This is a genomic window from Pseudomonas sp. E45-MNA-CIBAN-0222 (assembly GCF_040310405.1).
Taxonomy (GTDB): Bacteria; Pseudomonadota; Gammaproteobacteria; order Pseudomonadales; family Pseudomonadaceae; genus Stutzerimonas; species Stutzerimonas stutzeri_AC.
On the sequence record NZ_JBEOPU010000015.1, the window covers coordinates 1 to 13,077 of the forward strand.

Annotated in this window: 14 protein-coding genes and 2 pseudogenes; 9 read left to right on the forward strand and 7 right to left on the reverse strand. The window is 53.8% G+C overall.

Annotation, left to right across the window (positions count from 1 at the left end; genetic code table 11):
* A partial coding sequence (locus tag AAEZ08_RS19370; protein WP_500124947.1) for a transposase occupies positions 1 to 329 on the forward strand: 329 nt, incomplete at its 5' end.
* Positions 330 to 459: 130 nt separating this feature from the next.
* Here the strand turns inward: AAEZ08_RS19370 and AAEZ08_RS19375 are convergent.
* Together AAEZ08_RS19375 and AAEZ08_RS19380 are read right to left on the reverse strand one after the other, a co-directional pair.
* Positions 460 to 849 (reverse strand): hypothetical protein, encoded by a 390-nt coding sequence (locus AAEZ08_RS19375; protein ID WP_500124948.1) that lies wholly within the window; start codon positions 847 to 849, stop codon positions 460 to 462.
* A gap of 481 nt (positions 850 to 1,330) precedes the next feature.
* The gene (locus AAEZ08_RS19380) at positions 1,331 to 1,732 is read right to left on the reverse strand and encodes a hypothetical protein (RefSeq protein ID WP_500124949.1); all 402 of its coding nucleotides are present in this window, start codon (positions 1,730 to 1,732) and stop codon (positions 1,331 to 1,333) included.
* A 94-nt stretch (positions 1,733 to 1,826) separates the two neighbouring features.
* Between AAEZ08_RS19380 and AAEZ08_RS19385 the strand changes: the two genes are divergently transcribed.
* Positions 1,827 to 2,036, forward strand: a complete 210-nt coding sequence (locus tag AAEZ08_RS19385) for a hypothetical protein (RefSeq protein WP_500124950.1) — start codon at positions 1,827 to 1,829, stop codon at positions 2,034 to 2,036.
* Positions 2,037 to 2,182: 146 nt separating this feature from the next.
* Here the strand turns inward: AAEZ08_RS19385 and AAEZ08_RS19390 are convergent, their stop codons facing one another.
* Positions 2,183 to 2,899, reverse strand: a complete 717-nt coding sequence (locus AAEZ08_RS19390) for an SOS response-associated peptidase family protein (protein ID WP_500124951.1) — start codon at positions 2,897 to 2,899, stop codon at positions 2,183 to 2,185.
* A 94-nt stretch (positions 2,900 to 2,993) separates the two neighbouring features.
* On the opposite strand from AAEZ08_RS19390, the gene AAEZ08_RS19395 reads away from it, so the two are divergent.
* The 6 genes and pseudogenes from AAEZ08_RS19395 to AAEZ08_RS19420 all read left to right on the forward strand — a co-directional run bounded on the left by AAEZ08_RS19395 (position 2,994) and on the right by AAEZ08_RS19420 (position 8,673).
* A complete protein-coding gene (locus tag AAEZ08_RS19395) occupies positions 2,994 to 3,425 on the forward strand; it encodes a LexA family protein (protein WP_500124952.1) in 432 nt (143 codons plus the stop codon).
* A pseudogene (locus AAEZ08_RS19400) lies at positions 3,412 to 3,531 on the forward strand (Y-family DNA polymerase); the annotation flags it as partial. The gene AAEZ08_RS19395 and the pseudogene AAEZ08_RS19400, both read left to right, overlap by 14 nt.
* A gap of 119 nt (positions 3,532 to 3,650) precedes the next feature.
* Entirely contained in the window at positions 3,651 to 4,808 is a 1,158-nt protein-coding gene (locus tag AAEZ08_RS19405) for a tyrosine-type recombinase/integrase (protein WP_028692960.1), read from the forward strand.
* A gap of 10 nt (positions 4,809 to 4,818) precedes the next feature.
* The gene (locus AAEZ08_RS19410) at positions 4,819 to 6,426 is read left to right on the forward strand and encodes a site-specific integrase (protein WP_032904191.1); all 1,608 of its coding nucleotides are present in this window, start codon (positions 4,819 to 4,821) and stop codon (positions 6,424 to 6,426) included.
* Positions 6,427 to 6,524: 98 nt separating this feature from the next.
* Positions 6,525 to 8,264: a tyrosine-type recombinase/integrase gene (locus tag AAEZ08_RS19415; RefSeq protein ID WP_223271185.1), complete on the forward strand. Its 1,740-nt coding sequence runs from the start codon at positions 6,525 to 6,527 to the stop codon at positions 8,262 to 8,264.
* The gene (locus AAEZ08_RS19420) at positions 8,257 to 8,673 is read left to right on the forward strand and encodes a TetR family transcriptional regulator (protein ID WP_079384160.1); all 417 of its coding nucleotides are present in this window, start codon (positions 8,257 to 8,259) and stop codon (positions 8,671 to 8,673) included. Before AAEZ08_RS19415 ends, AAEZ08_RS19420 begins: the two co-directional genes overlap by 8 nt.
* 89 nt (positions 8,674 to 8,762) lie before the next feature.
* On the opposite strand, the gene AAEZ08_RS19425 is transcribed toward AAEZ08_RS19420, so the two are convergent.
* Genes AAEZ08_RS19425 through AAEZ08_RS19440 form a run of 4 tightly spaced genes read right to left on the reverse strand, consistent with a single transcriptional unit; the run spans position 8,763 to position 12,483 of the window.
* Entirely contained in the window at positions 8,763 to 9,725 is a 963-nt protein-coding gene (locus AAEZ08_RS19425; RefSeq protein ID WP_028692954.1) for an SdiA-regulated domain-containing protein, read from the reverse strand.
* 45 nt (positions 9,726 to 9,770) lie between these two features.
* The gene (locus AAEZ08_RS19430) at positions 9,771 to 10,124 is read right to left on the reverse strand and encodes a TraR/DksA family transcriptional regulator (protein ID WP_028692953.1); all 354 of its coding nucleotides are present in this window, start codon (positions 10,122 to 10,124) and stop codon (positions 9,771 to 9,773) included.
* A 5-nt stretch (positions 10,125 to 10,129) separates the two neighbouring features.
* Complete coding sequence (locus AAEZ08_RS19435; protein WP_028692952.1) at positions 10,130 to 10,981, reverse strand: universal stress protein; 852 nt, start codon at positions 10,979 to 10,981, stop codon at positions 10,130 to 10,132.
* A gap of 14 nt (positions 10,982 to 10,995) precedes the next feature.
* A complete protein-coding gene (locus tag AAEZ08_RS19440; protein ID WP_028692951.1) occupies positions 10,996 to 12,483 on the reverse strand; it encodes a SulP family inorganic anion transporter in 1,488 nt (495 codons plus the stop codon).
* A 448-nt stretch (positions 12,484 to 12,931) separates the two neighbouring features.
* On the opposite strand from AAEZ08_RS19440, the pseudogene AAEZ08_RS19445 reads away from it, so the two are divergent.
* A pseudogene (locus AAEZ08_RS19445) lies at positions 12,932 to 13,066 on the forward strand (Y-family DNA polymerase); the annotation flags it as partial.
* Between the last annotated feature and the right edge of the window lie 11 nt (positions 13,067 to 13,077).

The window sequence follows — 13,077 nt, forward strand, 5'->3', positions numbered from 1 at the left end:
ATGCCGGTTATACCGGTGTCGAGAAGCGTGCCGAACATGATGGTCGTGAGGTGATCTGGCAGGTGGCGGCACGGCGCAGCACTTACAAGAAACTGGGCAAGAGCAGCCCGCTTTACAAAGCCAGGCGCAAGATCGAGAAGGCCAAAGCCCAGGTGCGGGCCAAGGTCGAACACCCGTTCCGGGTGATCAAGCGCCAATTTGGCTATGTGAAGACGCGCTTCCGTGGCCTGGCAAAGAACACCGCGCAACTGGTGACACTGTTCGCGCTGTCGAATCTGTGGATGGCTCGACGACATTTACTGACGAATGCAGGAGAGGTGCGCCTGTAATGTGGAAAATGGCTGCTGCGAGGTGCTCGCGGCGGCTAAAAACACAGAAATAAGCGGGCGATCTGATCGTTTTTGATCGGTTGACCGCTTTCAAAATCGGCGGAGGCTGAAGTCAGCCAGAAATACAGGGCTACTTCAGACCATCCTTAACTGCGAGTTGTAGATTGTTGGCGGTCAACTGTGCCCCGTTAAAGTCTGCGCTAAACTTTTTATTGGACTTGATGACACTTACCAGTGTGTCAATATTTGTAGCTTGCGCAGTATTGACACTGATGGATGTGTTGGCTCCGGCAGCGGCAATGGCTTGCTGTAAGTTATTCGCAGTTAGTTGCGCGCCATTAAAATCCAAGCTGAGAAATTTGGTACTTCCAGCAAGACTAATGCAGGATAGCAGCGTGCTAATGGCTATTGCTTGGGCAGTATGTACTCGAACACTTGTATTGGTGCCGGCGGCTGATATCACTTGCTGAAGGTGATCTGCTGTCAGCTCTGCTCCATTAAAAACAACGGTTAATTTCATTTCATAACTCCATTTAACAAGTAATTATCCATGGCGGCATGGGGCATCTCATGCCGGATGCAATTTGGCACAGGGTAATCAGGTTGGCAACGATGACGCGCACGGCTCTAGGCTCGACTCTTAACATTGTTACCGCGCAGCTCGGAGCTATGGGGCATGTTCTACATAGGGCGGCTAAATCGTAAGTACGCTATGTCCGACCGACGGCAAGCTCTCGCGTCGTCAAACGGAATTGTCAGGTTGAGCTATACCCTAACCGGACGTCAGGCCGGAAGCCTGTACAACGTCAAGCTAGAGCTGGATTCAGCATTTCCTGACAGCTCGCCGGCAGCCTCTATGGCCTCAACCTGATGTCCGTATCCTCTATTCGCTCCAAGACTAGCCCACTGTGCCACCGATTGGCGGTGGTTCTGAGTCCCCATCTAGCCCCCTGAGTTGCTCGTACTAGACGAGGCAATAGCATCAGCAGGGTGGATCACCATCACTGGAATGGGTGGGTCAGAATCTCCGGCGCGGCTGGATCACAATCGCTGGATATAGCTGTCAGCCGCACTGGAATACACACCTCAAAATCTTCACACGAATAGTCGTAGGCATTGGTGTCTGCCGCTTCGCCCGATAGCAGGTTATCAATCTCCTCGCGAAATCGCTCGTGCACTGGGCTCCCGTAAATAACATCGGCAGGATCCGACGAACCTAGAGCAGCCCTGATAAGGCGAGCATCGTAGGGATTGCGGAAAGCAACCGTTGTTAGTTCATGGAAGTCCTTGAATTTCAAGGAAGTGGCCAGTCGCTCTTGAGCAACCGAAAGCTGGAGACCTTGCTCCTGAGCAAGTTTTTTTGCCTGGGATTTGATCAGATTGAAATAGCTGTACTTCGACATGGCTTTCTCCACGCGACGCTATTGGCCAGGATGCTTGCTTCTCCAGGCTGCGCGTCGGTAGATGCGTGCCATAGGGTGAGGGTAACGAAACGCAATGGTGCAGAACTTCGCCGCTGCAAGCTGGCAGGCGCCCATCTGCGCCCACCAACATACTGCACCTATGGTCGCCACAGAGCAAGCGCAATGCCACCCTTCTGTAGCCGCTCGGCGACCGCTTCTGGCCGATTCTGTTGAAAAAGTCGGTTTCAAAGAAAGCTGTTATTCGGCCGCTCAAAAAACGCTCGATCTCGGCACTGCTACGTAAAACCCAAAACAGCTCTACCTTTGAACGAGCCAGATTTCAACGTCGACCATGCTCTTTCGTGGGCAAAAATCGCGGCGAGGCTTTTTCAACTGAATCGGCCGGTTCCCGCCGGTCGCAGCTGACTGATTCAGTTCATCTCCGGCTGATCAGGGCCGGTCGGGTGACTCTCTGGAATCAAGGGATGCAATCAGCGCTGCCCCAGTGTTTTTCACGTTACCCACTGCCTTGCTGACCTGGTACCACTCGAACTCCTCGGACTGCAGGCCCAGCTCCTGCACTATCTGCTCGGCACGCTGCGAAGTTGTGTTCGGGTCTATCCACTCTCGGGCCAAGTCCGCTGGTAGTACCACTGGCCGGCGATCATGGATATCCAACATGCCACCTTGGGCGTCGGCGGTGATGATCACGAACCCATCGTCTTCGCGAATCTCGCTGCCGGCGTGGGGGAGCTGACCGATGGCGGCGAAGAACATCGGCTCGCCGCTGCGCAGGCGGATGAAGTAGGGTTGCTTGTGCTTCGGATCGGTCTCGTCCTTCACCCATTCATACCAGCCGTCAGCTGCGACCAGCGCGCGGTACGGCCATATCTGCCTGAAGAACTTGCCGCTCGCCACCGTCTCGGCGCGGGCGTTGATCGGCGCCGGCATCTTTCCCTTCTTCGCCCAGTGCGGTGCCCACCCCCATCTCACCGCGGCGATCGTCAGGCCCCCTCCCTCCGCGTGCAACAGTTGCACGTTGGTCTGTGGTGCCACGTTGTAGCGCTCGATCGGCAGGTTGTCGTAGCCGCCGATCACCTCCTGCTCGCTGTTCAGCTCCCGCAGGTAATCCGCCATCCCCTGATACTGCGCAAATCGTCCGCACATGACCGTCCGCTCGTCATCGCCTTTCTCATTCTGATTGTAGGTGGGTTGGTTTGTTCTGTACTGTATATAAATACAGCATTATTACGGGTGCACCATGTCCTGCACGATCCTCGGACCACTGAGCAGCAGCTCCGTGTGCCTGCCTTTGTATTCCTTCCGCGTCCCGGCCGGGTTTCCCTCGCCGGCGCAGGATCACATCGAAGCCGAGATATCCCTCGACGAGCTTCTCGACCTCCGCGCGCCGCATATGTATCTGGTGCGCATCAGCGGCGACAGCATGATCAACGCAGGGATGTTCGATGGCGACCTGGCTATCGTGCATCGGGCGATGGAGGGGCGGCCTGGCCTGATTGTCATCGCCGCGCTCAACGGCGATGCCTTGGTGAAGCGCTTGGCGAAGGAAGGCGAACAGGTCGTTCTGCGGGCGGAGAACCAGGCCTACGCGCCGCGCTACGTACTCGAGGGGGATGAGCTACTGATCTGGGGCGTGGTCACTCACAGCGTGCGCTGCCATGCCCCAGGCTGAGTCGGCAATTGCCCTGATCGACTGCAACTCGTTCTACGCCAGTTGCGAGCGGGTGTTCCGACCGGACCTGCTGCGTACGCCTATCGTCGTGCTGTCGAACAACGATCTGAGGGGTGGGAATCGTTAGTAAATCCTGTAGAGTCCGCGCCACCTTCTGAACCCCTCTGGAACAGCAGTTTCCAGGCTTCATAAGGCAATCCATTGGAAGTGTTTTAGGGCAGCGGCATGAGGCTGGTATTCGCAACAAAAGACCTAGCATTAGCAGGTCGATCCTTTGAAGGCTTTCCGTTGCTGATTGGGTCAGAGGGATGGCCAGTCGAGCCAGCTCAATCCTTCCTTTGGCACACGCTTATCGAGTCAGGTGAGGCCCTAAGCGATTTGACTTGGGAAGCCTATGGACGGCGTCTGTACGATTACTTTGCCTTCCTGGAAGCCAATGGATTGGGCTGGGACGAGGAAAGCCCGGCTCACGGTCTGAGTGCTCTGTCGAGGTACAGGGATTGGTCGAGCGGAGAATTAGCACTTGATCCCGGCACGGTGAACAATCGTCTGGCCTTGATCGTGAGGTTCTACCGATGGGCTAAGCAGCGCAACCTGATAACTGTGCTGCCCTTCGGTGAGAAAAGGGTAAGAGTTGCCCAACATTCCGGTCTTCTCAGTCATATCGCTCTGCCCGGAGCCGAGAGCACGAAAGTTTCGGTGATGGTTCGCGACCGAAAGCGCTTGACCAAATTCCTGACCAAGGATCAAGTCAAGGTATGCCTTGCCCTGGATACCGATCCAAGCCACCAGATATTGTTCCACCTCATGGTGCGTACCGGCCTTCGCTCCTGTGAAGCGAGGTCTTTTCCTCTCAAATATGTGTTCAACCCCAGGTTGAAGAAGGGACTGCGCCCAAGGCAAATGATCAGTGTTGCTCTTGATCCTTCAGACATGCATATCAAGTACGACCGGCCTAGAACTATCGACGTGCCATGGTCGTTGATGGAGAGCATGTGGTCTTACTCCCTTCACCAACGAGAGGTTCGTAAGTCCAATGGTGATGGACGTGTTACCGCGCTGCTGCTGACTAATGAAGGCAGGCATTATTCAAAAGATTCCGTAGTGGACGTTATGAAGTCCTATGAAAGAAAGTGCGGTTTCTATGTTCGGGCCCACATGCTACGCCACACCTATGGGACTTATACCTTGCTTGCTCTTCGAAAAAGCAAAGAGTTTGAAGGTGAGCCATTGTTGTATGTCCGAGATAGGCTGGGGCATTCAGATGTGCAAACAACTATGATCTATTTGCATCTCATAAACCAGCTTGAAGCCCAATCCGTCCTTGCTCACGAGGACGAAATTGACATGATGTTTATGACTGATTCGGTTTCGCGTATTTGAGGTAGCACCATTGGCTCGGCAAAAAAGCTACAAGGCGGTTATGCGGTCGGTTACAAAAGGATTCGAGGCTGTCGAAGATGATATCAAGATTGACCTGCCGAGAAACCCGAGAAACCACAGGCAACTCGATCATACGAAATATTTAGGCTTGGGCTTCGACGCTTGGGCAATTCAAAGTCTTCACGTTATCAAAGCTTTGCTACAAGGAGGAAACTTCTCAGTGACGACCTTGATTGGTTACTCTACGAACGGGCTGAGATTTTTTATAAATTTCTTGAGTGGAGGTTCGGTCAAGTCGCCACCTGCAACGCCAAACAGTCTTACCAAAAGCCACTTGGATCGATACGTCTCTTGGCTGAGGCTAAAATACCCTAACGGCTCGACAGCCAAGAATTACTATACTAGCTTCAAGTCGTTAGTTGTTGTTTTGGCTGAATATGGATTTATTGAAGTTAATCTTGACGATCTTTTGCCCCTCAATCCATTTCCTAATAATTCGCAGAGCACTAAAGATGCAGATCCGCTCACCTTGGGTGAAATGCAAAGGCTGATTGGCGCTTTGAAGTCAGATCTTATTGCCATCCATAAGGGTACATTCCTTGGAAATGGCGCGGAGGCGATGGCTGTATTGCTACTAATTACTGCGGCAAGGTCTGGAATCAATACTACGCCGCTCTTGGAGATGAAAAGGGATGCCCTACAGCCTCACCCATTTATTCCTAATCTCAGGTTGATTACTACCGTCAAACGTCGAGGTAAAGGCGCACAGAGCAAAACAATCCGTCAGACTAATCTGCTAGATGAGTACAGTGCTATTCCCCTGGATGGGGTGGCAGTCCTCAATAAGGCGCTGGAGATTTCTAAGCCACTCGTAGCACTGGCACCTGATGAAATATCTTCATGTGTGTGGTTATATCGCTCGGGCCAGCCTGGCCGCTCGAACGACATCGTTACCCTTACACCCGGTGCTTTATATGTCACGGCAAAAAGCATTTGTGAGCGTCATGCGCTTCAGGATGATCAAGGCAATCGGCTAAATGTCACGCTTAGTCGGCTGCGAAAGACTATGGAAAGCCGTTTGTGGAAACTGAGCGGTGGCGACATTATAGAAGTTTCCTCCGTTATGGGTCATACCCCTGGTGTCGCCGATAATCACTATTTGAAAATCAACGATGAGATCAAGGTCGACGGGGCGACATTTGTTGGGGAGGCTTTTCCGGACAAACTACGTGGCATAAACGTTATACCAACCCCACCAGGCGGCTGCAAAGATAGCCTTTACGGTAGTCTGGCACCAAAGGATGGCGTCAATCATTGTTCTGAATTCATCCACTGCCTCGGTTGCCCTAGCTATGCAATTGTAGGCACCTTGGAGGACTTATACCGGCTGTTCAGCTACCAACAATTCTTGTATGCAGAAGTCGAATACTTTCTCACGGACGAGTGGGGCGCATGGCGCAAGCGTCAGTTTGACTATATTCGATTGATAGATGATTTCACCCAGAAGTTTGATCTTGCATTGGTTTCGCAAGCAAGGGCTCAGGCTGAGTCATCTCCGCACTTGTTCTGGGCTAAAAAAATCGAGTTCATGAAGAAAAAATTGGGCGGCGAAATTTGAGCATAAGAACCACGAATGCGGTGTTAAAGGCATATGATGTCCTCATCGCACAGCCAGTTTCAGCGAATGGTCTAAGTCCCGCAGAGCGGGATGCAATCGTGATCAGCGCTATCGTTAATGAAGATGGAGAAACCTTCGTTCTTAGCAGGTTTGGCGATGCACAGTGGGATCTTCGCCCGTTTTTTGATCAGGCCAATATTGCTCATTCTTATAAATTCATCAACTGGGATATGGGCATGCCTCGGGCGCTTATTGATGACTGCAAAGCTGTTGCTTATGCTTGGTTTAAAAGAGGAATGCCTAGATCCAAACCTCCTATCGCACGGGGCATTACTACTTTCGCCGTCGTCAGCGTGATGCCTTTTGTTCGCTGGTTAAACAATCTAGGAGTTTCAAGCTTTGCAGATGTCCGTCCGATCCATGTCAGCAATTACGTTCATCATTGCAAATATGAATTGAAGTTAAGGCCTCTCCCGCTGTATGGGCGATTACGGGTTATTGATTTTCTTTGGGTGTTTTCTGTCGACACGATGTTTCCCATTCAGAGTTATCCTTGGGGTAATTCGACATTGTGGCGGATTTGTGGGGTCGCGAATGTAAAAGGGTTGGGTGCTGCCACTAAAAACGTCGGGCGAACAGATATCATTCCTCATGATGAACAATCTAGGATTTTCAACTATTGCGAAAGCATTGTCCGGGAGATGAAGGCCGAATTGGCAGTCAATGGTATTGGATATCATCCTAGTGATGAACGGATGGCAATTCGTTGCAGAGATGCTGTTCTGTATATAGTTTCAATCACTAGCGGCATGCGCAATGACGAGGCAATTGGAATTGAGGTTGGCGCTTGGCGCAAAGAGTTAAGAAATGGAATTAATTTTTGCTGGGTGACCACAGTCGAGCACAAGACAGGTAAAGGCCAAGTCGAATATCTTGTGCCAGAACTAACGATTGAAGCTTTAAGTCTTTTGGCAAAATATTCAGCACCCATCAGAAAAGAGCTGGATGAAGAGATTAGACAGCTTGCAAGCAATCGGGATTTTTCGTATTCAACTGAACATCTCCTTAGGCTCGAAAAAGCCCGAAAAGACGCGAATAAACTATTTTTGGGACGAAACACACAAGGAGGGAAAGTTCAGGAAAGCCATCATGTTGAGGCTCTCAGCGGGCAAGCATCCAATGCTGCGTTTGACCGTATAGCTAAAGCCGCTGGAAGCGATTGGCCGTTGAGGACGCATCAATGCAGGCGAACATATGCAAGATGCTTTGTAGAATCCCGTATGGGCCGCACTTCATTGATCTACCTCAAATGGCAGTTCAAACACAGCAGCATGAGTATGACCCAACTCTATGCATCCAATCCGCAGCAAGACCTGACTCTCTTTGATGAGATCTTCCAGCAGATGACAGAGTTTAAAATTGACCTGATCGAATCATGGCTCGATGATCAGCCACTGGCAGGGGGCGCTGGCGAAAAGATTGTGGAATTGCGGGCAATTCCAATCAAGGATAGAGCTGCTTTGCTTGCCCAGACCGCCCCACATGCCAACATTCGTGCGACTGGACACGGCTGGTGCATCGCCACAGAGCGGGGCTGCGGAGGTGCTGGTCTATACGAAGCCACACGGTGTCCAGGGTGCAAAAATTCGGTGATCGATGAAGTCTTCGCCAGCACTTGGCAGGACATCTACATTCAACAGCGAGAGCTGATAAAAATTGAGGATGCAGGCCCGGCTGTTAGGCAGCGCGCAGAACGCGACTTGCAGGTTGCACTAGATGTAATTACCAGCCTTGGCCTTTCTCCAGTTGAGGAAATGGAGGAGGCGGCAAATGACTAGACAGGCGGTGGGCCCTGACTCTCCTATTCGCTCCAGGTCGAAGACACTCGCCGCGCTCAACAAGGTCGTCGACGATCTCATTGCTGGTGACGGAAAGCTTTCCATCACATCCGTTGCCCGTGCCGCAGGTGTGACTCCGGGACTCATCCATAACACTTACCCAAGCATAGCGGAAAGGATTCGCAACATCGTTGGCAAGTCGGTGCGAGCCCAGCGAGACTCTAAGCATCAAGCGTTGATGAGCGAGAAAGAAAAGAACAGGGTGCTCCGTGCAGAGAATGATCAGCTTTTAGCGGAGGTAGCTCGGCTGGCTTCGGTTAACCAGCGACTAATATTCGAGATGATTCAGCTGAAGGCGGTTGCCAACGGTAAGGTCACCGCACTCCCTCTGAAACCAGGGCCCAACTAGGCCCTGATGGGGAACCCGCAGAATTCGTAAAAATCGCACGCTAACAGTTCAAGCGTCCCGGCCACGCCTGACTGTAGCTTGTTGACTGGTCAGTCTGTCTCGCGGGTAAAGCGATAGAACAAGTTCGGCTCGCTGACCACGTACAAATACCCTTCATCGTCGATGGTTACGCCTTCGGCTTGGGGTATGCCTTTCAGCAAACCAGCAAACCCCCTCGCCAAGGAGCGGAAACTCACCACCTTGCCCTCATCGGTGATTTCAATCAGCAGTTTCGACTCGTCGCTGAGCAATATCAGGTGGCCACTCTGTTGATCGAAGACGACCGAAGACAAGTCAGTGGCAAATACCTTGTCCTTTACCAAGTTGGACAGGTCGCGCACGTGCAGGGAAAAACCTCCTGCCAGGCTGGCACGAAGGCCGCCCACTTCCAGCAATTGGCGAGGGTCACGCTCCTTGGTCACAAACAAGCGATCACCTTTCAGGTCGTAGGCGAGCCCTTCAAGGCCTTTGTTGTCCGCCTTGCCAAGTGCCAAGGTCAGAGCTGGATACTGGTCTCGGCTCAATGAGCGACCGGGAGAAAGCTTACTGCCTTCGGCGAGGGGGACATCCACGATAACAAGGCTCTGCCGGCGCTCCTCGGCGATTACCAGTTGGCCGTTGCCGGCATAGGACACCGCCTCCACATCGTGGAAACCGTCCAGGCTATAGCGCCTTTCCACGTCACCGTCACGACTGAGGGCCAATAGTTCGTTTGGGCCGTTGGTAACCGCCCATAGCAGGTTCAGGTCAGGGTCGAAGGTCAGGCCCGAAAGGTTGTTGTCCACACCGGGAACCGGCTTAGCATCGAGCTCAACCCGATAGTCAGGCAGCCACACAGAGCGCTCCTGCCAATCGTCGGTGTGCCAGTGGGTCTTGATCCAGAAGTACAACCGATCATCAAGGTGATGGGTGCGGACTTGGAATACGGTAAGCAATACAAAGCACAGCAGTGCCCACATCCAGGCACTTGTTTTCTGTGTTCGGCCCAACCAGTTTTTAGCCATCAAATACATTAGAAGCCTCGTTAATTGGGACTGACGTCACGAGCTGTCATGGTTTCAATCCGACTCGGCGCGGCTCGCACAGGTGATGCACAACGGCGTGGCCGGATCGAATTCCAGGCGGCCCGAGGCGATCAACTCGCCGCATTGGTTACACCAGCCATACTCGCCCTCGTGCCAACGCTTGAGGGCCAGCTGGAGGCGGACGCGTTCATGCTGCGCCCGACTGCGGATGGCATCGTTCATCGCTTGCTGCTGGAGTGCGTCCATCCTCGACAGACGCCCTACCTTGCTTTGATCCAACTCCACCGATTGCGAGCGAGACTCAGCGTCTTCCAGCAACCGATCCAGCTCGGCAGCCCGCTGTTCCAGTAGGGTCTTGAAATGGGCAAGATCGAGGGCGTCGTCCATGGCCGTTAGCGCAGCAGCAACAGTGGGCCAGTGGTGGTGCGCAGCATGCTGGTCGTGGTGCTGCCGACCAGAAACTGACGGATGCGCGAATGACCGTAGGCCCCCATCACCAGCAGGTCGATGCCGTGCTCTTTCTGATAGGCGTGCAAGGTAGGCTCTATCTCGCCGTTCAGGGTCTCGGCGCGAACAGTGAATCCGACGTTGAGCAGCACTTTCTGCGCCCAGTCCAGCTGCGCGGACGATTCGTCGTTCACTGGCCCAACCATCACCAGGTGGATCGGCAGCCCCTTCAGCAGGGGGCTGGCCGCCAGCATCTCCACACCCTTGCGGGTAGTAGCGCTGCCATCGAAGGCCAGCATCGCGCTCTCGGGCTTTTGGAAGTTGGCCGGGGTGACCAGGATTGGCCGGTGCATGATACGAATCACGCTCTCCAGCTGGCTTCCGACATGCTGACTCAGACCGCCGCTAGACTCGCCTTGGCGACCGATGACCAATAGGCGCGTTTCGCTTTCCAGCTCTTGCAGGTTTTCCAGCAGATCGCCATGACGTTGCTTGGACTCCGGCGCGGTCACACCATCCGTCATGGCCCGCTCTTTCGCGGCCGTTAACATGATCCGCCCCTGCTCCAGGGCCAACTTACCGCGCTGTTCATCCAGGGAAGCAAGCTCATCGAGCAGATGCTCGCGGCTGCCAAGGCCGATATTGCCACTCAAGTCGGCCGCAACTGGGTACTGGCGCTGATCCAGCACATGCAAGAAGGTCAGCGGGGCTTCCAGGCTCAGACTGGCCCAGGCTGCGTAGTCGCACACAGCTGGAGCCGAGGTGGAACCGTCGATACAGGCAATTACTTGGGTCATCGTTGTTCTCCTTCTCAGTGGCCCATGAGTTGATCAATGGCGTCGGGTTTATCGTGAACTCCGAATCGATCCACGATAGTGGCGCTCGCTTCGTTGAGACCTAACACTTCAACTTCGGTGCCTTCGCGGCGGAACTTGATAACCACCTTGTCCAGGGCAGCAACTGCGGTGATATCCCAGAAGTGGGCGCGATTCAGGTCGATGGTTACCTTGTTCAGGGCTTCTTTGAAGTCGAAGGCCGCGACGAACTTGTCTGCCGAGCTGAAGAACACCTGGCCAGTGACGTTATAGCTACGATGCTCGCCGGATTCGTCCAGCGAAGAACTGATCGCCATGTAATGGCCAACCTTGTTGGCGAAGAACATCGCGGCCAGCAGCACGCCGGCCAACACGCCGAAGGCAAGGTTGTGGGTGGCCACCACGACCACAACGGTGACGACCATGACAATGTTGGTCGACAACGGGTGCTTCTTCAGGTTGCGCAGCGAATCCCAACTGAAGGTGCCGATGGACACCATGATCATCACTGCCACCAGCGCAGCCATCGGGATCTGCTTCAGCCAGTCGCCGAGGAACACCACCATCAGCAGCAGGAATACACCTGCGGCCAGGGAGGACAGACGAGAACGACCGCCGGATTTCACGTTGATGATCGACTGACCAATCATCGCGCAGCCGGCCATACCGCCGATCAGACCCGAAGCAATGTTGGCCACGCCCTGGCCCTTGCACTCGCGGTTCTTGTCGCTGGGGGTGTCGGTCAGGTCGTCGACAATAGTCGCGGTCATCATCGACTCCAGCAGACCGACCACGGCCAGCGCTGCCGAGTAAGGGAAGATGATGGCCAACGTCTCGAACGTCAGCGGCACGTCAGGCCAGAGAAAGATTGGCAGCGTATCCGGCAGTTCCCCCATATCACCGACCGTGCGGATATCCAGCCCAACCGACATGGCGACTGCGGTCAGCACGATGATGCACACCAGTGGCGATGGGATGAGCTTGCCGATCCTGGGGATATAGGGAAATAGGTAGATGATGCCGAGGCCTGCGGCTGTCATGGCGTAGACGTGCCAGGTGACATTGGTCAGCTCGGGCAGCTGAGCCATGAAAATCAGGATCGCCAGTGCATTGACGAAGCCGGTCACCACCGAGCGCGAAACGAAGCGCATCAGCGAGCCGAGCTTCAGGTAGCCAGCACCAATTTGCAACACGCCACACAGCAGCGTGGCGGCCAGCAGATATTCAAGACCATGGTTCTTGACCAGGGTCACCATCAGCAGTGCCATGGCCCCTGTCGCGGCTGAAATCATGCCTGGGCGGCCACCGACAAAGGCGATCACCACGGCGATACAGAATGAGGCGTAGAGACCAACTTTGGGGTCGACGCCCGCAATGATAGAGAAAGCGATGGCTTCAGGGATCAGCGCAAGTGCGACGACGATCCCCGCGAGCACGTCGCCACGGACGTTGGAAAACCACGTTTGTTTGAGTGTTTGTAGCATCAGAATATCCAAAGCAATGCACCGCACGCATGCCAGGAAAATGGCGAGCGCGTCGATACGAATTCAAATTGTGAGGATTATTTTGCTGTGCGCTTTGGGTGTAAGAACCGGGCATACAGCAGTACGCAGCAGCCAGCGAAACTGGCGGAGGCGAGGTTGTTGCGAGGGGGCGTAGCGCTAAGGCGGCGTAGGCTGCCAGTAGAGCGTTTGGAGTACAGTCATGCTGGTGTTCCTGTAGCTCAAGGGGTATGCGGAGCCAAAAGTATACAGTGAAGCTATCGTCGATTGCGATCCGCCGCCCTGCTTTGCGAAGCCACGTCTGAAATAGGCTTAGTCGAGGAGTATCGCCATCAGGAACGAAGGAAAATAATCAAAAAAATGTTAGGGAGTTAATTTGCTTATAAATCAATATCTTACACTCAACTAACTGTTAGGGTCATTCAGATACAACGACGGCTGCGTGATCGCGCGCTCGGCCGAGGCAAAGCAGCTCGGTATCAAAATGGGCGTGCCGTATTTTCAGATCCGGCGCGACCTGGAGCGTTGGGGCGTTGTGGTGTTTTCCAGCAATTACGCGCTGTATTAAGTTAGGTG